Origin of the sequence: Lysobacter changpingensis (assembly GCF_017308985.1) — a bacterium.
In the GTDB taxonomy this organism is placed as follows: domain Bacteria; phylum Pseudomonadota; class Gammaproteobacteria; order Xanthomonadales; family Xanthomonadaceae; genus Lysobacter_J; species Lysobacter_J changpingensis.
In genome coordinates this window covers 581111-598179 of sequence record NZ_JADWPE010000003.1, presented here as the reverse complement: position 1 = coordinate 598179, position 17069 = coordinate 581111, and the positions used below count along the sequence as shown (strand labels likewise).

Below are 17069 nucleotides of genomic sequence, written 5' to 3'. Positions count from 1 at the left end.
CGAAGGCACGCTTCCACGCCGGCATCGACGGCGGGCGCGCCCTCCCACCCAAGGAGCTCCCATGCGATTCCTGTCCCTGATCCGCGTCGACGAGAACACCGGCCAGGTGCCCAGCCAGCGGCTGATCGACGAAATGACCGTGCTGATCGAGCAGATGCGCGCCGCCGGCAAGCTCGTCGACACCGGCGGCCTGCAGCCGACCGCGAAGGGTCGCCGCGTGCGGCTGCACAACGGCAAGCTGTCCAGCATCGACGGCCCGTTCACCGAATCCAAGGAAGTGATCGGCGGTTACGCGATCCTGGAAGCGGCCGACCTGGACGAGGCCACCGAGCTCACGCGCCGCTTCGCCGCGCTGCACGGCGACGAGTGGAACATCGAATGCGAGGTTCGGCAGATCGAGGAGGCGTAGGAGCCGTGGAGTCCCGGGCGCCCCGCTACGGCGTGCGCGTCCCGGATTCCGCGTTCCTGCCCGCGCGTTTCTCGATCAGGTCCAGCAGCGGGCCGGTCATGGCGGTGGTCACCAGCGCCATGACCACGAGCACGGCGAACAGGCGGTCGCCGATCAGGCCGAGCTCGTAGCCCAGGTTCAGCACGATCAGCTCCATCAGGCCGCGCGTGTTCATCAGCGCGCCCAGCCGCATCGCGTCGATGTTCGGCATGCCGGCGCTGCGTGCGGCCAGCCACGTGCCCGCGCCCTTGCCGATCGTCGCCACCGCGATCACGCCCAGGCCGAGCAGCACGTCGGCGGCCCGCCACCCGTCCACGCGCAGGCGCAGGCCGGTCATGGCGAAGAACAGCGGCAGCAGCAGGGAGATCGCGAACGGCTCCACGCGTTCGACCAGCAGATGGCGCAGGCGCGCGTTGCCCGACACCGCGATGCCGGCCAGGAACGCGCCGAACAGCGCGTGGATGCCCAGCGCCTCGGTCGCCAGCGCGCACGCCAGGGCGAGCAGCAGCAGGCCGATGAGCGCGCGGCCTTCGCGTTCGGCGGGGATCTCGCGTCGCGCGATCCACGGCCGCGCCAGCGCGAGCACCGCGGTGGCGAACAGCAGCGTGCCGGCCAGGCTCACCGCCGCCATCGTCCACCCGCTGGCCTGCACGGTCGCGACGATCACCGCCAGCAGGCACCACGCGCTGGCATCGCCGAGCGCGGCGCAGGCGATCGCGATGCGCCCCATGTCGCTGCGCGCGATGCCGCGGTCGGACAGGATCCGCAACAGCACGGGAAAGGCGGTGATGCTCAGCGACACGCCCAGGAACAGGGCGAAGCTCGCGAAGCCCACGCCCTGCGGCGCGTGATCGGCGAACAGCGCGAAGGCCAGCAGCACGCCGCCCAGGAAGGGCAGCGCGATGCCCGCATGGCTGACCAGCAGCGCGAAGCCGCGCCGCCCGTTGAGGCTGGCCATGTCCAGCTCCGCACCGGCGACGAACAGGAACATCAGCACGCCCAGCTGGCTCACCATGCCGAGCGCGCCCAGGCTCTCCGGCGCGAACAGCCAGCCCTGCGCCTGCGGCGCGACGGCGCCGAACAGCAGCGGCCCGAGCAGCAGCCCGGCGGCCATCTCGCCGATCACCGCCGGCTGCCCGAACCGCCGCAGCAGCCAGCCGGCGCTCTTGGCCACGCACAGCACGACCAGCAGCTGCAGGAGGAAGCGCGAGAGCGGGGAGGTCAGCGGACCATGCGTGGTGCCTGGCGTCGTCGATGGCGCGGCGGTCGATACATCCGGCATCGGCAGTCCGTTGCGCGCGACCACCACCGCCACCACCAGCGGCACCACGACCAGCAACAGGTAACGCCATGGGAACTTGGGCTGCATGCGGTGCGGGTGCGGCAGGTCCATCAGGCGCTCCGTCGGCCGTTCGAGGGACTATAGCGGTTCATGCCGTCCGCTTCCCCTTCGTCATTCCCATCCTTTCGTCATTCCAGCGAAAGCCCATTCTGCTTTTCCGGTTTCGCGTCACGCTGACGGTGACGAAGCAACAGCGCAGCGTCCTGTGGCAATGGCGGTTCACCGCTCTCCGCTTCGTTGCCCCTCACCCCGATCCTCTCCAGAAGGGAGAGGGGTCGAAGCTACCTCCGATCCACCACCAGCCGCGCAAGCTTCCTCGGCGCAAGCGCGCAATAGCTGTCAATGACATGCCGCTCCACGTCGTCCCACTCGGTGCGATCGTCCAGCGTCATCCCCGCGATGTCCGGCCACCAGCGCGGAAGGAAATACGGGGCGCGCGCCAAACGTCCGATCTGCGCCGCCGCGCGCGGCGTGCGGAAGGTCAGCACGCAGAGCGGGCCGTCCGATGCGGTGGCCTTCGCGTAGGCCGGGGGCCAGCCATCGGCGATCATCACCACGTGCGCGAAGTTCTTGTGCGCCACGCACCAGCGCGTGCCGGTCCACGCGGCTTCCTCCACCGCCTCGGGCAGGTCCAGGCAGATCGCCCGCAGGCGGTCGACCAGCGCCTGCGGCGGTGAGGGATGCCTGGCCATTCGTCCGATGCCCGCGTGCGTCACGCGAAGGGTACGCCCCACCGGCGCCGCGGCACGACGCGGATTTAACGGTCCCGTCCGCCAGCGCGCCCTATGCTGCGGCCTCGCCCCGAGGAGCCGCGTGCCATGGCCACCGATCCGCTTCCGTCCAGCGATCCGCTCGCGTCGAGCGCCTTCCAGTCGGCCGTCTTCGACGAATACCTCGACAACGCCCGCGCCCATGCCGCGCAGTACCTGCGCCGGCTGCCCGATCGCCACGTCGGCGCGCGCGCCTCCCGCGAGGAACTGCTGTCCGCGCTGCGCATCGCGCTGCCCCGGCAGGGCGACGAAGGCGGCGACGTGATCGACCTGCTCGCGGGCCAGGCCGAACGCGGCGCGGTCGCGTGCAGTTCGCCGCGCTATTTCGGCTTCGTGATCGGCGGTGCGTATCCGGTCGCGCTGGCGGCGGACTGGCTGGTGTCGACCTGGGACCAGAACGCTGGCATCTACGCGATCTCGCCGCTGGTGTCGGTGCTGGAGGAAGTGGCCGCGCAGTGGCTGCTGGACCTGTTCGACCTGCCGCGCGAGGCCGGCGTGGGCTTCGTCACCGGCTGCCAGATGGCGAACTTCACCTGCCTGGCCGCCGCGCGCCATCACCTGCTGCGCCGCGAAGGCTGGGACGTGGAAGCCGACGGCCTGCAGGGTGCGCCCCGGCTGCACGTGGTCGCCTCGGCCGAATCGCACGTCACCATCGACGTCGCGCTGCGTTACCTCGGACTGGGCACGCGTTCGGTGCATCGCGTGGAAACCGACGCGCAGGGACGCATGAACGCCGAGCGCCTGCGCAAGGTGGTCGCGTCGATCGAAGGGCCGATGGTCGTCTGCGCGCAGGCGGGCAACGTGAACACCGGTGCGTTCGATCCGCTGCGCGAGATCGCCGACGTGGTGCGCCAGCGCGGCGCGTGGCTGCACGTGGATGGCGCGTTCGGATTGTGGGCACGCGCGAGCGCGTCGTTGCGCGTGCTGGCCGACGGCATCGAACTGGCCGATTCCTGGGCCACCGACGCGCACAAATGGCTCAATGTGCCTTACGACTGCGGCGTGGCGATCGTCCGCCATGCGCAGGACCATCGCGATGCGATGACCTCCGCCGCGCCGTACCTGATCCAGACACGCGGCGAGGAGCGCGACGCGGTCGACTGGGTGCCGGAGTTCTCGCGCCGCGCGCGCGGCGTGCCGGTGTACGCGACGCTGCGCGCGCTCGGGCGCGACGGCGTGCAGGACCTGATCGACGGCAACTGCGCACGCGCGCGGCAGATGGCCGACGCGCTGCGCCAGGTCGAGGGCGTGCGTGTGCTCAACGACGTCGTGCTCAACCAGGTGCTGGTGCGCTTCGGCGACGACGACGAGCTCACCCGCGCGGTGATCGACGGCGTGCAGCGCGACGGCACCTGCTGGCTCGGCGGCACGACGTGGCAGGGGCAGGGCGCCATGCGCATCAGCGTGTGCAATTGGGCGACCAGCGAGGTGGATGCGGAGCGCAGCGTGGCGGCGATCCTGCGGGTGTTCCATTCGCTGCGTACGAGCGTGGCGGGGTGAGGCGGGAAACGCGCCAGCTTCCGTAGCCCGGGTAAGCGAAGCGCACCCGGGGTGAGACGTGGCCAGCTCCCCGGGTGCGCTTCGCTTACCCGGGCTACCAATGCCGGGTGAGGAAGGAGTGAGGGGAACGAGAAACGAGCAAAGCCCCTCTTCCTCGTTTCCCGTTCCTCTCCACTCGCTCCCGGGCCTAATCCACCCGCGCCACGTGCGAGTTCAACTCCCGCACCAGCTCCGCCAATCCCACCGGTTTGCGGCAGCGCGGAATGTCGATGTACGCGGCCGGCAGCGCGCTGTCGTCGTAGCCGGTGAGGAAGAGCATGGGGACGCCCCGGCTGCGCAGGGCTTCGACCACGGCGAATGAGGTTTCGTCGCCGAGGTTCACGTCGAGCAGGGCGCCGTCGAGCGCGCCGGCCTGGGAGATCCCGTGCAGGGCGCCCTGCACGTCGGGGTAGGGGCCGACGATGGTCGCGCCCTCCAGTTCCAGCGCCTCCTGCAAGCCCGAGGCGAGGAGGTAGTCGTCCTCCACCAGCAGCAGGTGGAGGCCGCGGAGACCTGCATGGCGCATGGGTGCTCTCCTCGGACGCCCGGGCATTGTTCGCGAGCAAAAGTTAATGCGGCGAGAGGACACCGCATTCACGCAGCGCCACGGTACAGGAGCGGAAGGTGTCCGGATCCCGCCCGGAGCGCTCCCGTGACCGTCCAGCCCGTCCCGACGCGGGGCACGGAAGCCTCGGGGTTCCTCGGCGTCGCGCTGGCCGACGCCGGCGACCGCCGCCGCGCTGCGTGCGTCGCCGGCGTGCTGCTGCTGGCGTTCGCGGCGACCGCGCCGTTCGCGCGCATCGCGCTGCCGGCGGTGCCGACCTTCGTGCCCGCCTACGACGCGGCGGTCATGGTGCTGGCGTCCATCGCCGCGGTGATGCTGCACGCGCAATACCGCGACCTGCACCAGCGCGGCTTCCTCTGGCTCGCGTGCGGCTATCTGCTGAGCGCGATGTTCGCGCTGCTCCACGGGCTGAGCTTTCCGGACGCGTTCGTCAGCGGCAGCCTGCTCGGCGGCGCGGAGACCGCGCCGTGGCTGTGGATCTTCTGGCACGGCGCGATGCCGCTGTTCGTCATCGCCTACGCCTTCGCGGGCCCGGCGCGCGAGGACGACGTCGGAAAGCCGCTGCACCGCATCGCGTACCCGGCCACGGTCGGGATCATCGCGACCATCGCGCTCGCGCTGGTGTGGATGGACGACCAGTTGCCGAAGCTGCTGCTGAAGACCCGGTACCGCGCCCCCACCACGCCGTGGATCGGCGGCACGGTGTGGGCCGTGCACCTCGCCGCGATCGCGCTGCTGGTCTGGCGCACGCGGCTGCGCCGGCTGCTCGACCTGTGGCTGTGCGTGACACTGGTGGCGGCGGTGATCGAACTCGCGCTCAGCGGCATGATGATCAGCGCCCGTTACCAGCTGGGCTTCTACGTCGGCCGCGTGTACGGGCTGATCGGCACGCTGGTGATGCTCGCGCTGCTGCTGCGCCACGCGCTGCTGCTGCAGGCGCGGATGGTGCGCGCGGCGCAGGCGCTGCACGACAGCGAGCGCCGCTATCGCGACCTGTTCGACAGCATGGGCGAGGCGTTCTACATCGGCGAGGCGCTGACGGACGAGCAGGGCACCGTGGTCGACCTGCTGTTCCTGCAGGAAAACCCGATGGCGCGGCGTTACGTCGGGCGCGATATCGCCGGGCGGCGGGTGTCGGAGATCGCGCCGGACTTCGGCCGCGAATGGCTGCCCGTCGTCGATGAAGTGGTGCGCACCGGCCGCGAACGCACGCTCGAACGTCCCTCGCCGCGCACGCAGCGCCATTTCCGCTACCGCGTCTTCCGCCTGAAGGGGCAGCAGAAGCAGGTCGGCATCCTGTTCCAGGACATCAAGCCGCATCGCGACGCGGAGAAGGCGCTGCGCGACAGCGAGGAACGCTTCCGCCAGTTCGGCCAGGCGGCCTCCAGCATCCTGTGGATCCGCAACGCCGACACGCTGGAGATGGAATACGTCAGCCCGGCGTTCGAAACCACCTCCGGACGCCGCTGCGAGGACGTGGTCGGCCACGGCTTCAAGGCGTGGCTGGCGATGGTGCACCCGGACGATCGCCATGCCGTGTGCAGCACGGTCAGGCGCGTGCAGCAGGGCGAGCGCGTGGAGCACGAGTTCCGCATCCTGCACGGCGAGAGCCGCGAGGAGCTGTGGATCCAGAGCACCGAGTTCCCGATGCGCGATGCCGCGTGCCGGCTCAACCGCATCGGCGGCATCGCCCAGGACGCCACGCTGCTGAAGAAGGCGCAGTTCCGCCTGCGCGAGAGCGAGGACCGGCTGCGCAGCGCGATCGAGGTGGGCCGACTGGCGACGTGGGACTGGAACCTCGCGACGGGCGAGGTCGCCTGGTCGGACGAGCACTACCGCATCGAAGGCTATGCGCCGGGCGAGGTCGTGCCCAGCTATGAGGCGTGGATCGCCCGCGTCCATCCGGAAGACCGCGAATCCGCCGAGGCGGCGGTGCGGCAGGCGATGCTCACTGGCGGCGAATACGCGCGCGAGGTGCGTTTCCTGCACCCGGACGGTTCGGTCCACTGGGCCAACGCGCGCGGGCGCTTCTTCTACGACGTGGCGGGCAAGCCGGTCCGCATGGTCGGTTCGATGCTCGACACCACGCATCGGCGCGAGTTCGAGGAAGCCCAGCGCGTGCTGGTGGCCGAACTCCAGCACCGCACGCGCAACCTCATCGCGGTGGTGCGCGCGATCGCCGACCGCACGCTGCGCGAGAGCACGGACATGGACCAGTTCTCCACCGCCTTCAGCGAACGGCTGGGCGCGCTGGCGCGCGTGCAGGGCCTGCTGTCGCGGCTGAAGGAGGGCCAGCGCGTGACCTTCGACGAACTGCTGCGCATGGAACTGGCCGCGCACCTGGATGCGCAGGACGGCTCGCGTTTCGAGCTGTCCGGGCCGGACGGCGTGTCGTTGCGGTCCTCCAGCGTGCAGCCGCTGGCGCTGGCGATCCACGAGCTGATCACCAACGCGGTGAAGTACGGCGCGCTGAAGGACCCCGGCGGCTGCCTGCGCATCGCCTGGCATGTGGAACTGGAGGACGGCCGCCCGTGGCTCCACGTGGACTGGCGCGAGGGCGGCGTGGTCAGTTTCGCCACCGGCGCGACATCGCCCGGCGGCGGCGCGGGCCGCGAGCTGATCGAGCGTGCGCTGCCGTACCAGTTCGGCGCGCGCACGCATTACGAGCTCACCGAAGCCGGCGTGCACTGCACGATCGCCATGCCGATATCGCGGCGCGAAGCGACGTCATGGCACGGTCATGACGGGCGGTTATGAAGTCATTAGCACGCGCCGCCACGGTGACGGCGCGGCGAATGATTGCTTCGCCACGGCTTAACCTCCCTGCCGTGATCCTGTGCCTCCGAAACGACAGGTTCTTCCCCCATGGCCACCCGCAAGCCGCCGACTCCTTCCCAGGTGCCGGGCGCGACCCCGTCGCCCCGTCCACGCGCGCGGGTCGTGCGCCTGCCATGGCGGGAGGAAGTGCGCAAGCCGACGCGCGCCGATCGCGCGGAGCATCAATTGCGCTTGCGTCGGCTGAGTGCCGGGCAGGCGTGACGGCCTGGGAACGAGCAGAGAGGAACGAGAAACGAGGGCGCCGTTTCGTCGCCGCATGAACAGGAGCGCGAAACGAGAGCGAGGTGCTCCACTCGTTTCTCGTTCCTCTTCCCTCGTTGCTCGTGTCTCCGTTCCCCTGCTACGATCGGCCCGGAAGGGGAGTAGCTCCATCGTGCTGTAGCCGTCATTACGGGAGGTTCCGCAAGGGAATCGTCCCCGGCGCAGCAGCAGGCCACGCGGCCTGCGGGCAAGACCTTCGCCGTAACACCCACGGCGAAGGTGCGTCCGCAGCGGACTGGTCCGGTGACCCGACCAGCCGCCGATCCAGCGGATGCGTTCGCGTCGTGGGCCCCGCCCACCGAACCGAACGTATCCGATGGAAACCCTCCTGAATCCCGAAATCTGGATCGCCCTGGCCACGTTGACGGCGCTCGAGCTCGTGCTCGGCATCGACAACATCATCTTCATCTCCATCCTCTCCGGGAAACTTCCGCCGCACCAGCGCGACAAGGCGCGCAGGCTCGGCATCGCGCTCGCCGCGATCACGCGCCTGGGCCTGCTTCTGACCATCGCGTGGATCGTCGGCCTCACCGCGCCGCTGTTCTCGGTGTGGGGCCATGAGTTCTCGTGGCGCGACCTGATCCTGATCGGCGGCGGCCTGTTCCTGATCGCCAAGGCCACGCACGAAATCCACCAGAAACTCGAAGGCGCCGGCCAGCACGCCACGCCCGGCGGCGCGCTCGGCGCCAGCTTCATGGGCGTGATCGCGCAGATCATGGTGCTGGACATCGTCTTCTCGCTGGACTCGATCATCACCGCCGTGGGCATGGTCGACGAGCGCTGGGTGATGGTGGCCGCGATCCTGATCTCGATCGTCTTCATGCTGGCCTTCGCCAAGCCGATCGGCGATTTCGTCGAACGCCATCCGACGGTAAAGATCCTCGCGCTGAGCTTCCTGATCATGATCGGCCTGGTGCTGATCGCCGACGGCTTCGGCCAGCACATCAGCAAGGGCTACATCTACACGGCGATGGCCTTCTCGGTGTTCGTCGAGATGATCAACCTGTGGATCCGCAGGCGCGAAGCGCGGAAGGTCGAACCGGTGAAGCTGCGCGAGCGGTTCGAGCAAGCGCAGCAGGAATAAGCGCGTTTGCCTACTTCCTCCCCTGCGATGCAGGGGAGGGTTGGGGTGGGGTGAAGTGACGCCGTATCGACTGGTGCAGGAACAATGCGCGCCCTATTTCGGCACCGCGCCGCATGTCGCGCCCTCACCCCAATCCCTCTCCCGAAGGGAGAACGGCCAACAGCTCACCCTGCCTCCCGCCACCGCCGGATCGACCGCTGGAAAAACTGGCTGTTCGGAATCTGCAGCGTCGTATCCGGCGCGTCCTCGCGGATTTCCTGCAGCGTGGTGTAGATGAGGTTGATGTCCACCACGCGGCCCTTCAGCCCCGGCTTCTCGCCGTTTTCCAGCAGCTCGATCACGTCGTGCAACCGGAACGGGCGCGCGGTGAGGATCAGGAACGTGCAGAAGATGTTCGACAGCACGCTCCACGCCGCGAAGAACGCCACCGCCGCCACCGCGGCGAAACCGGTCAGCGCCGTCCACAGCACGCCGGCCGAGACGCCCAGCCGTTGCAGGATCAACAGCGTCGCCGCGACATAGATCACCGTGCCGACCAGGCGTCGCGCGCCGATGGTCATTTCCGGCGGCAACTCGTAGCGCGTGCACACGCGGTTGAGCAGCTTGCGCAGCGACAGCCGCAGCAGCCACGCGGCGGCGAGGATCAACGCCGCTTCGCCGAGCGGCACGATCAGGTCCGCCCATTCGCGCACCCACGGCGTGCTGGAGAAATGCCCGGCGGGCGAGAAGACGTTCATCGCGCGCCTCCCGCGCGCGCTGCGCCGGCAACGGTCAGAACATCGGCGCCCCGCCGGCCACGGTCAGCAGCGCGCCGGAGGTGTAGCTGGCCGAATCGGCGGCCAGCATCACGTAGGCCGACGCGAGTTCCGCCGGCTGGCCCGGCCGCTTGAACGGCACCGATTCGCCGAAGTGCTTCACTTCCTCCTCGTCCATGCCGGCGGGAATGAACGGCGTCCAGATCGGCCCCGGCAGCACCGCGTTGACGCGGATCTTCTTCTCCGCGAGCAGGCCCGCCAGGCCCAGCGTCATGTTCGCCAGCGCGCCCTTGGTGGACGCGTACGGCAGGATGTTCGGCGAAGGCTTTTTCGACTGCACGGAAGCGGTGTTGATGATCGATGCGCCCTCGCGCATGTGCGGCAGTGCGAGGCGCACCAGGTTGAACGGCGCGTGCACGTTCGTGTCGAAATGTCTGGTCCATTCCTCCAGCGTAATCTCTTCCAGCGACTGGTAGTAGCGCTGGTACGCGGCGTTGTTGACGAGCACGTCGATGCCGCCCAGCGCCCCGGCGGCCTGTTCGATCATCGCCTCGGCCTGCGCCGGGTCGCTGATGTCGCACGCGTAGGCCGTGCCTTTCGTGCCGGCCTTCTCGATCAGTCCAAGCACGTGCCCCGCGTCGTGCTCCTCGCTGGGCAGGTGCACGATGGCGACGTCCGCGCCCTCGCGCGCGAAGGCGATCGCCACCGCGGCGCCGATGCCGCTGTCGCCGCCGGTGATCAGCGCCTTCTTGCCCTTGAGCAGGCCGTGGCCGACGTAGCTTTCCTCGCCGTGATCGGGTTCCGGCTCCATCCTCGCGGTCTTGCCCGGAAACGACTGCTGCTGCGGCTTGAACGGCGGACGGGGGTAATCGGGCACGGCCATGGCATCCTCGCGTGGGTGTGGAGGGATGCAGTGTCGGGAGATCGCCGTAAGCGGCCCGAGAAGGCGGACGGGGCGGCCGGCGACGCGACCTTTACGAGCGGAAGGAGCGAGCGGAGAGTAACGAGAAACGAGTCCGCGCCTTTACTCGTTTCCCACTCCTCGTTTCGCACGCCTGTCTTCGTCACTCGTTACCGCTCCACCGCCGCGCCCATTCCTCGCCACGACGCCGCATCTCGTCCTCGTCCACATCCTCGACGTGCGTGCCGAGCATCCAACGGTGCCCGAACGGATCCACCACGGTGCCCATGCGGTCGCCCCAGAACTGGTTCTCCACCGCCTGCAGCACGCTCGCGCCGGCCTTGATCGCGCGCTCGAACGCGGCGTCCACGTCATCCACGTAGACCAGCAGGCTGCCCGTGGTGCCACCGCGCGATTCAGGACCCAGCGCGTCCCATTCGGGGAATTCGTCCGAGAGCATGAAACGCGCATCGCCGATGCGCATCTCCGCATGCGCGACCTTGCCGCCGGCTTCCAGGCGGTAGGTTTCCTTCGCGCCGAAGGCCTTCTCGTAGAAGGCGATCGCATCGCGCGCATCGCCGACGACGATGCCGGGCGTGATGCGCTGGTAACCGGGCGGAATCGGATCGACGGCCATGACGCGCGCTCCCGGACGGGGAGCGCCAGCATGCGCGCGCCCGCGTGAAGGCGCGAACGACGCCTCAGTAGAACGCGATGCCCGGCCGCAGCACCAGCTGGAACACCAGCAGCAGCGCGGCGGCCGACAGCAGCGGCGCCGCGATCGCACGGAGCCGCGTTCCGCCCACGCGCACATCGCGCACGCGCCATGCGCCGGCAAGCATCCACAGCGCGCCCGGCACGCCGACCAGCAGCGGCAGCAGCACGACTTCCAGCGCCTCGCGCGGCACGCGGAAGGGAATCACCAGCGCGGTGCCCACCAGCGTCGGCAACGCGATCGTCTGCGCGACGAAGCGCGTGCGCGCGCCTGGCGTGGCGACGGCCGCCGGATCGTCCGCCAGTTCGAGCGCCGGCCGCAGCAGCGCGAGCGCGACGGCGACGATCGCCAGCAACGCGAGCACCGCCGCGACGGTCTTCGTCGCCGGCGAAAGACCGAAGTACACCATCGCCATGCCCACGTCGCTGCCGGTGCTCAGCGCGCCGATCACCACCTGCGGCAGGGCCATCAGCAATCCGCAGTACGCCATCCACAGCGCGAACAACCGCCACGCGGTCGCACGCGGACGGCCCGCGCGCACCGCGATCAGGCACGCGATGCCGACGAGCGCGGTCGCGAGCGCGCCGGTGCCCTGGAACAGGCTCGCCAGCGGGTTCGCGCCGGTCCAGCCGTGGTTGTTGTGGAACAGCGTGGGCTGCAGTCCCGGCGTCAGCGCCTTGGGCACCACGAGGAACAGCTCCTGCACGAAGAACGTCAGGTTGAAGGCCACCGTGTAGAGCAGCGCCGATACGGCGACCGTGCGCCAGCGCCAGCGCGACGACGCGGCGACGGCGGGCTTCGACGACGATACGCGCCAGCCGGCCAGCGCCATCAGCGCGGGACCGGCCAGCAGGATCAAGGCGGTGACGATCAACAGCATGCGCGTTCCCCTGGCGAGCAGCGCGCATCATCCCGTCAGACGGCGGCAAACGGAAGCGCTAATCGCGATCCGGCGCCCCCAGCGGGAAGTAGGGCCGATACGGACGCGCCTCGTCCACCGCGCGCGCGAACGCGCGCCGCGCGAGCAATCGCGCCCGGTACGCGCGCACGTTGGCGTAGCGCGCATCGATGCGGTGCGTCCAGTCGGCGTAGAACAGGAACGGTCCGGCGCCACAATCGGCAAGGCTGAAACGCGCACCGGCCGCCCATTCGCGATCGCGCATCACGCCGTCGAGCCAGGCGTAGGCGGTTTCCAGCATCGCGCGCGCTTCCTCCACGCCGTACCGGTCGCGGTCGGCTTCCGGGCGCAGCGCGTCGTACACGAACTTCTGCTGCGGCGTGGAAATGTAGTGGTCGAAGAAACGGTCCATCATCCGCACTTCGAGCGCCTCGTCGGCATCGTCGGGAAGCAGCTTCACCGGCCCGGGATGATGCAGGTGCAGGTACTCGATGATGCAACTGGCCTCGGTGACCATGCGGTCGCCTTCCACCAGCACCGGGAAACGCCTGACCGGCCAGATCGCGGCGAGTTCGTTCCAGGCTTCGGGCGATTCGAGCAGTTTCCACTCGAACGGCGTGCCGTTCTCGTACAGCGCGGTCAGGACCTTCTGCGAATACGACGAGAACGGGTGGGCGTACAGCTGCAGCATGGCGGCTCCGGGAAAGGCGGGGCGGACTGCCCCGATCTTCCCCGACGAGCGGGGGATTGGCGAATCGACATCCGCGCCGGCCCAAAAAACGCGAAACGAGGAAGGAGCGCGCGCTCCTCCCTCGTTCCCCGTTCCTCCCACTCGTTCCCGGGCTTACCGCTCGATGTCGTACTGCGCCGAAGCGGCGTTCGTCACGAGCGAGGACAACGGCAGCAGCTGCGACAGGAAGCGGTTCCAGCGCGTGATGCCGGCCGGGCCGACCCACACCACGTCGCCTGGCTGCAGGCGGAACCGGTCGCCCAGCGCGAAGGCCACGGGCGATTTCGCGTCGAGGTGGTACACCGTCGCCGCCGACTGCATCGCCTGCATCGACTGCGCCGACTGCCCCGGCTGCGGCATGTCCTCCAGGCCGCGGATCACGTACACCGCCTCGCCCTTGGACGTGATCGGGTTGAGGCCGCCGCTGCGGCCGATCGCCTGCGTCAGCGTCAGGTCGGTGGTCTTGAAGGTCAGCGCCTGCGGGCGCATCACCTCGCCGATCACGTAGACCTCCTTGCGATCGTTGAACGGCAGGTACAGGCGATCGCCCGGACGCAGGAAGATGTCCTGCGCGACGTTGCCGTCGCGGTTGAGCGCGTCGAGATCGAGGTTGTAGTTGCGCCCGTCGCGGGTAAGCACCAGGCCGGACAGGTCGGCCTGCGGCACGTCGATGCGCGCGCGGCCGATCGCCTGCGACAGCGTCAGCGGAACGGTGGTGACTTCCTGCGGCGTGGTGTCCACGAACGCGCCCTGCAGCGCCACGCGGCTGCCGAAACCGACCACGTTGACGTCCAGCTGCGGATTGGTGAGGTACTTCGCCAGGCGGCTGGTGAGCGTGCTGCGCAGGTCCTCGATCGTCATGCCGGTGACGTTGAGCTTGCCGGCATACGGGAAGTAGAACGTGCCGTCGGGCTGCACCAGGCGTCCGTTGGTCACCGCCTGCTGCTGGTTGCCGGCCGGCGTGGTGAGTTCGGGGTGGTCCCAGACCGTGACGATGAGCGTGTCGCCGGGCTGGATCTTGTAGGTTTCGCCCTGGTAGGCGAGCAGTTCCTGCGGCACCACCGCCTTCGGCGCGGGCGCGGACACCACATCGGAGGTGATCGGAACCATCTTCACCTCGCCGCCGACGAAGCGCGCGTCCTGCACGTCCCCGCGCGTCATCTGCTGGCCGGTGCACCCGGAAAGCACGGTCGCGACGGCGACCGAGCAGGCAAGAGTGAGCGTCTTCAATGCATGGCCCTCGAGTTGATGGCGCGGCAATGCGTGCATGCCTTCGTCACGCTTTCCCTGCTGGACGTGCCGGATTGGTGGATCGACGGAGCTGCAGGCAACGCCTGAGTTGCAACAACACCGTGAACGATGCGATGTCCTTTGGTTCGCGCATCGAGCCTAAATCGCGCACGGCGCACGCGGCGTGATCGGATCGGCGAGCGGTGCAGTTACATTCAGTGTTGCGAATGCCGACGTGAACGCGCGTCACGTTCGTTCAGTTGCGTGTACGCGCCATCACCATCGCTCCCATTTCCTTGATGGCGCGTCCACTCCGCCATAACGCACGGCGTGATGGAACCCAGCGCCTCCAGCCTTCGCGATGGCCGTTCTCGGGCACGGGAACGGGAACGACGTGGACGTTCTCCTCCGCGAACTCCAGCACCGCGCGCGGCATGTGCAGCGACGAGGTCACCAGCAGGATGCGGTCGAAGCCGTGCTGCTGCGCAAGTTCGGCGGTGTAACGCGCGTTGTCGCGCGTGTTGCGGCTCCGGGTTTCCAGCAGCAGCACGTCCTGCGGTACGCCGAGCCGCTGGATCGCGTTCGCCATCAGGCGCGCTTCGCTCGCGGCCTCGTTGCCGCCGTTGTCGCCGCCGCCGGAGAGCACCACCACGGGCGCCTTTCCCGCGAGCCAAGCGCGTGCGCCGGCGGCGAGGCGGCTGTTCTCCAGTTCGTACGGCGAGACGTTCTTGCGTTCCATCCAGTAGAAGTGCGACGCACCGCCGAGCACGACGATGGCATCGCCTTGCGGAAGCGTGGTTTCGTCCACCGGCGGATATTGCTGCTCGATGCGACCGCGCACCCAGTCGGAGATGCTGGGGATCGCGAGCAGGCCGGACCACGCGATCGCCAGGACGGCGGTCGCCAACGCGAGCCGGCGCCAGCGGGTAAGCGCAAGCAGCGCCGCGGCGACGAGCAGCGCGGCAGTGAGGGCGGGAGGATAGGTGAGGGCGACGAGCAGCGAGTGCAGGGACTGCATTTCCGGGCGGGTGTCCTCAGATCAGGATCTCGTTGGTGACGTAGTAATAGAACACCGCGCACGACAACAGCAAGCCGAAACGCAGCAGCAGCGGATTGCGCAGCGGCGCAAGGCGGCTGTGCACGAGCATCGCCGCGAGGATCAGCGACACGCTCAGCCACGCGGGCAGCAGGTAGCGGTTGGAGAAGTAGCCCCAGCCCACGCCGAAGAACGGCAGCGTCATCACCAGGTAGACCGCCGCGCTTTCCTTGATCCTGTCGCGGTACTCCGCGCGCACCAGCGGGCCGAGGACGTAGGGCAGGCAGTACCAGAAGAACGAGAACACCGCGAAATCGATGCGCACGCCGGCGCGGTAGTACTGCGTGGCGGTGTAGGTCATCACCAGCTCGTACAGCGACGGCACGAGCATCCGCACCGCCTGCATCGAGATCCCGCTGACGTACGCGGCGAACGCGATCACCGCGATCAGGCGTTGCATCTTCGTGCCGAACAGCAGCACCGGCGCGAACACCAGGTACAGCAGCGAGGACAGGTGCAAACTGCTGGCCAGCGCGCCCAGCAGCACGAAGCTCGCCCATCGCTTGCGCTGGAACGACAGCAGCGAGGAAAACACCAGCAGCGCGGCGAGGCCCTGTCGCACCGCGTTGATCGTCGCATTGACGAACATCGGCGAGACGTACAGCAGCATCAGCGCCGCGCCGAGGAAGGTGAGATACCCCCGCGTTTCGCCGAGGTAATCCTGGTAGCGGCGCGTGGCGATCACGATCGTGCCGAGCATGAAGGCGAACAGCGCGGTCTGGTAGCCGGTGACGCCGACGCCGAGTTTCCACAGTGCGTAGGTGAGCCAGACGAAGCCGGGCTCCAGCCGCGTTTCCACGCCGCTGGAATTCAGGCCCTGGAAGAAGCCGGCGTAGGTCTGCGTGTCGGTGCCGATGTCCGGCGAGCGCGTGCCCACCAGCCAGCACCCGAATGCCGCGACGGCGAACAGCAGCAACAGGCTCAGCGTGGTCGCCGCCGGCACGTAGGTCGAACGCCGCTGTCCCATGGCGTACTCGGGAATCGCGTTCACGGCGTCGCGCCTCCCTCGGTGGCGCGGCGCAGCGCCAGCAGCATGCGCTGCCGCGCCTTGCGCACCATGCCGATCCCGCGCGCGAAGCAGTGTTCGGGATAGCTCACCAGCCCCTGGCGCAGCAGTTCGCGACGCACTTCACGGCCGGCGCGATGCATCGCCTTCAGGTCCTCGCTCAGGCCGCCCGCGCCGTAGTTCGCCTTGTGCCAGTACGCGAGCACCTGGTCGAGCTTGGCGCAGCGATAACCGGAGAAGCCGATCTGGCCCCACAGCAGGAAATCCTCGACACGCCGGTAGTTCTCGTCGAAACGGAACGGAAGGTCGCGCCGCAGCACCACCGAGGCGGTCGGGAACGGATTGTTGAACAGCAGCCGACGCCTCGGCACGATGCGCGTGCGCGCCGCGTGCGGCGCGGGAGGAGCAGGGCGTTCGCGATCGCGCACGCGCATGCGATGCGCGATCAGCGCGATGTCCGGATCGGCGGTGAGCGCGCGCATCTGCAGTTCCAGCTTGGTCGGTACCCAGGTGTCGTCCGCATCGAGGAAGGCGACGTACGGCTGCGTCGCGCGCTCCCAGCCGGCGTTGCGCGCGCGCGACGGACCGCCGTTCTTGGGCAGCACGACCACTTCGATCCAGCCTGGCGCGTAGCGCGCGGCGACCGCATGCAGCGCATCGGCGGTGTCGTCGGGACTCGCGTCGTCGACCAGCAGGACCTGCGCCGGCCGCAGCGTCTGCGCGTGGACGGACGCGACCGCCTCGCCGATCGTCGCCCCGCAGCGGAAGCACGGAACGACGACGGACACCGGCGCAGTGGCGGCCTGCGCCGGTGCGGCCGTGGACGGATCGGAGGTGCGCGAATCGTCGTTCATGAGCCGCATTGGAAACCGTTCCCGTCGGGTTTTGCGT

17 protein-coding genes are annotated in these 17069 nt (G+C 69.0%); 5 read left to right on the top strand and 12 right to left on the bottom strand.

Annotated elements, in window-relative coordinates; translation table 11 throughout:
• Nucleotides 1-61: 61 nt before the first annotated feature.
• A complete protein-coding gene (locus tag I4U41_RS09615; protein WP_206860918.1) occupies nt 62-409 on the top strand; it encodes a YciI family protein in 348 nt (115 codons plus the stop codon).
• A gap of 25 nt (nt 410-434) precedes the next feature.
• Here the strand turns inward: I4U41_RS09615 and I4U41_RS09610 are convergent, their stop codons facing one another.
• Nucleotides 435-1841, bottom strand: a complete 1407-nt coding sequence (locus tag I4U41_RS09610; RefSeq protein ID WP_206860917.1) for a cation:proton antiporter — start codon at nt 1839-1841, stop codon at nt 435-437.
• 230 nt (nt 1842-2071) lie between these two features.
• Nucleotides 2072-2482: a hypothetical protein gene (locus I4U41_RS09605; RefSeq protein ID WP_206860916.1), complete on the bottom strand. Its 411-nt coding sequence runs from the start codon at nt 2480-2482 to the stop codon at nt 2072-2074.
• Between the two features lie 126 nt (nt 2483-2608).
• Between I4U41_RS09605 and I4U41_RS09600 the strand changes: the two genes are divergently transcribed.
• Nucleotides 2609-4060: a pyridoxal phosphate-dependent decarboxylase family protein gene (locus I4U41_RS09600; RefSeq protein ID WP_206860915.1), complete on the top strand. Its 1452-nt coding sequence runs from the start codon at nt 2609-2611 to the stop codon at nt 4058-4060.
• A gap of 187 nt (nt 4061-4247) precedes the next feature.
• On the opposite strand, the gene I4U41_RS09595 is transcribed toward I4U41_RS09600, so the two are convergent.
• A complete protein-coding gene (locus I4U41_RS09595; protein WP_206860914.1) occupies nt 4248-4625 on the bottom strand; it encodes a response regulator in 378 nt (125 codons plus the stop codon).
• Between the two features lie 126 nt (nt 4626-4751).
• Between I4U41_RS09595 and I4U41_RS09590 the strand changes: the two genes are divergently transcribed.
• From I4U41_RS09590 to I4U41_RS09580, 3 genes are all read left to right on the top strand, one after another.
• Nucleotides 4752-7421 (top strand): PAS domain-containing protein, encoded by a 2670-nt coding sequence (locus I4U41_RS09590; RefSeq protein WP_206860913.1) that lies wholly within the window; start codon nt 4752-4754, stop codon nt 7419-7421.
• A gap of 108 nt (nt 7422-7529) precedes the next feature.
• Complete coding sequence (locus tag I4U41_RS09585; protein ID WP_206860912.1) at nt 7530-7703, top strand: hypothetical protein; 174 nt, start codon at nt 7530-7532, stop codon at nt 7701-7703.
• Nucleotides 7704-8079: 376 nt separating this feature from the next.
• Nucleotides 8080-8847 carry a TerC family protein gene (locus I4U41_RS09580; RefSeq protein ID WP_206860911.1) on the top strand — a complete coding sequence of 256 codons (768 nt, stop codon included), beginning with the start codon at nt 8080-8082 and terminating at the stop codon, nt 8845-8847.
• A gap of 164 nt (nt 8848-9011) precedes the next feature.
• On the opposite strand, the gene I4U41_RS09575 is transcribed toward I4U41_RS09580, so the two are convergent.
• The 9 genes from I4U41_RS09575 to I4U41_RS09535 all read right to left on the bottom strand — a co-directional run bounded on the left by I4U41_RS09575 (nt 9012) and on the right by I4U41_RS09535 (nt 17032).
• Nucleotides 9012-9584, bottom strand: coding sequence for a mechanosensitive ion channel family protein (locus I4U41_RS09575; protein WP_206860910.1), 573 nt, complete (start codon nt 9582-9584; stop codon nt 9012-9014).
• A gap of 34 nt (nt 9585-9618) precedes the next feature.
• Entirely contained in the window at nt 9619-10485 is an 867-nt protein-coding gene (locus tag I4U41_RS09570; RefSeq protein ID WP_206860909.1) for an SDR family oxidoreductase, read from the bottom strand.
• A gap of 181 nt (nt 10486-10666) precedes the next feature.
• On the bottom strand, nt 10667-11140 hold the full coding sequence (locus I4U41_RS09565; RefSeq protein WP_206860908.1) for a VOC family protein: 474 nt from the start codon (nt 11138-11140) through the stop codon (nt 10667-10669).
• A 64-nt stretch (nt 11141-11204) separates the two neighbouring features.
• On the bottom strand, nt 11205-12098 hold the full coding sequence (locus I4U41_RS09560) for a hypothetical protein (protein WP_206860907.1): 894 nt from the start codon (nt 12096-12098) through the stop codon (nt 11205-11207).
• Nucleotides 12099-12156: 58 nt separating this feature from the next.
• The gene (locus I4U41_RS09555) at nt 12157-12807 is read right to left on the bottom strand and encodes a glutathione S-transferase family protein (RefSeq protein ID WP_206860906.1); all 651 of its coding nucleotides are present in this window, start codon (nt 12805-12807) and stop codon (nt 12157-12159) included.
• Between the two features lie 153 nt (nt 12808-12960).
• Complete coding sequence (locus tag I4U41_RS09550) at nt 12961-14076, bottom strand: polysaccharide biosynthesis/export family protein (protein WP_242525114.1); 1116 nt, start codon at nt 14074-14076, stop codon at nt 12961-12963.
• Nucleotides 14077-14332: 256 nt separating this feature from the next.
• Nucleotides 14333-15094, bottom strand: coding sequence for a YdcF family protein (locus I4U41_RS09545; RefSeq protein ID WP_206860905.1), 762 nt, complete (start codon nt 15092-15094; stop codon nt 14333-14335).
• A 16-nt stretch (nt 15095-15110) separates the two neighbouring features.
• Nucleotides 15111-16163, bottom strand: coding sequence for an EpsG family protein (locus I4U41_RS09540; protein ID WP_206860904.1), 1053 nt, complete (start codon nt 16161-16163; stop codon nt 15111-15113).
• Nucleotides 16160-17032 (bottom strand): glycosyltransferase family 2 protein, encoded by an 873-nt coding sequence (locus I4U41_RS09535; protein WP_206860903.1) that lies wholly within the window; start codon nt 17030-17032, stop codon nt 16160-16162. The genes I4U41_RS09540 and I4U41_RS09535 overlap by 4 nt, the downstream gene beginning before the upstream one ends.
• Nucleotides 17033-17069: the final 37 nt, after the last annotated feature.

Excerpts from the sequence above, each read along its gene's own strand:
- I4U41_RS09610 (WP_206860917.1), bottom strand. The coding sequence starts at position 1,841 with ATGGACCTGCCGCACCCGCACCGCATGCAGCCCAAGTTCCCATGGCGT.
- I4U41_RS09585 (WP_206860912.1), top strand. The coding sequence starts at position 7,530 with ATGGCCACCCGCAAGCCGCCGACTCCTTCCCAGGTGCCGGGCGCGACC.
- I4U41_RS09565 (WP_206860908.1), bottom strand. The coding sequence starts at position 11,140 with ATGGCCGTCGATCCGATTCCGCCCGGTTACCAGCGCATCACGCCCGGC.
- I4U41_RS09595 (WP_206860914.1), bottom strand. The coding sequence starts at position 4,625 with ATGCGCCATGCAGGTCTCCGCGGCCTCCACCTGCTGCTGGTGGAGGAC.
- I4U41_RS09605 (WP_206860916.1), bottom strand. The coding sequence starts at position 2,482 with ATGGCCAGGCATCCCTCACCGCCGCAGGCGCTGGTCGACCGCCTGCGG.
- I4U41_RS09580 (WP_206860911.1), top strand. The coding sequence starts at position 8,080 with ATGGAAACCCTCCTGAATCCCGAAATCTGGATCGCCCTGGCCACGTTG.
- I4U41_RS09575 (WP_206860910.1), bottom strand. The coding sequence starts at position 9,584 with ATGAACGTCTTCTCGCCCGCCGGGCATTTCTCCAGCACGCCGTGGGTG.
- I4U41_RS09535 (WP_206860903.1), bottom strand. The coding sequence starts at position 17,032 with ATGAACGACGATTCGCGCACCTCCGATCCGTCCACGGCCGCACCGGCG.
- I4U41_RS09555 (WP_206860906.1), bottom strand. The coding sequence starts at position 12,807 with ATGCTGCAGCTGTACGCCCACCCGTTCTCGTCGTATTCGCAGAAGGTC.
- I4U41_RS09570 (WP_206860909.1), bottom strand. The coding sequence starts at position 10,485 with ATGGCCGTGCCCGATTACCCCCGTCCGCCGTTCAAGCCGCAGCAGCAG.
- I4U41_RS09545 (WP_206860905.1), bottom strand. The coding sequence starts at position 15,094 with ATGCAGTCCCTGCACTCGCTGCTCGTCGCCCTCACCTATCCTCCCGCC.
- I4U41_RS09560 (WP_206860907.1), bottom strand. The coding sequence starts at position 12,098 with ATGCTGTTGATCGTCACCGCCTTGATCCTGCTGGCCGGTCCCGCGCTG.
- I4U41_RS09600 (WP_206860915.1), top strand. The coding sequence starts at position 2,609 with ATGGCCACCGATCCGCTTCCGTCCAGCGATCCGCTCGCGTCGAGCGCC.
- I4U41_RS09615 (WP_206860918.1), top strand. The coding sequence starts at position 62 with ATGCGATTCCTGTCCCTGATCCGCGTCGACGAGAACACCGGCCAGGTG.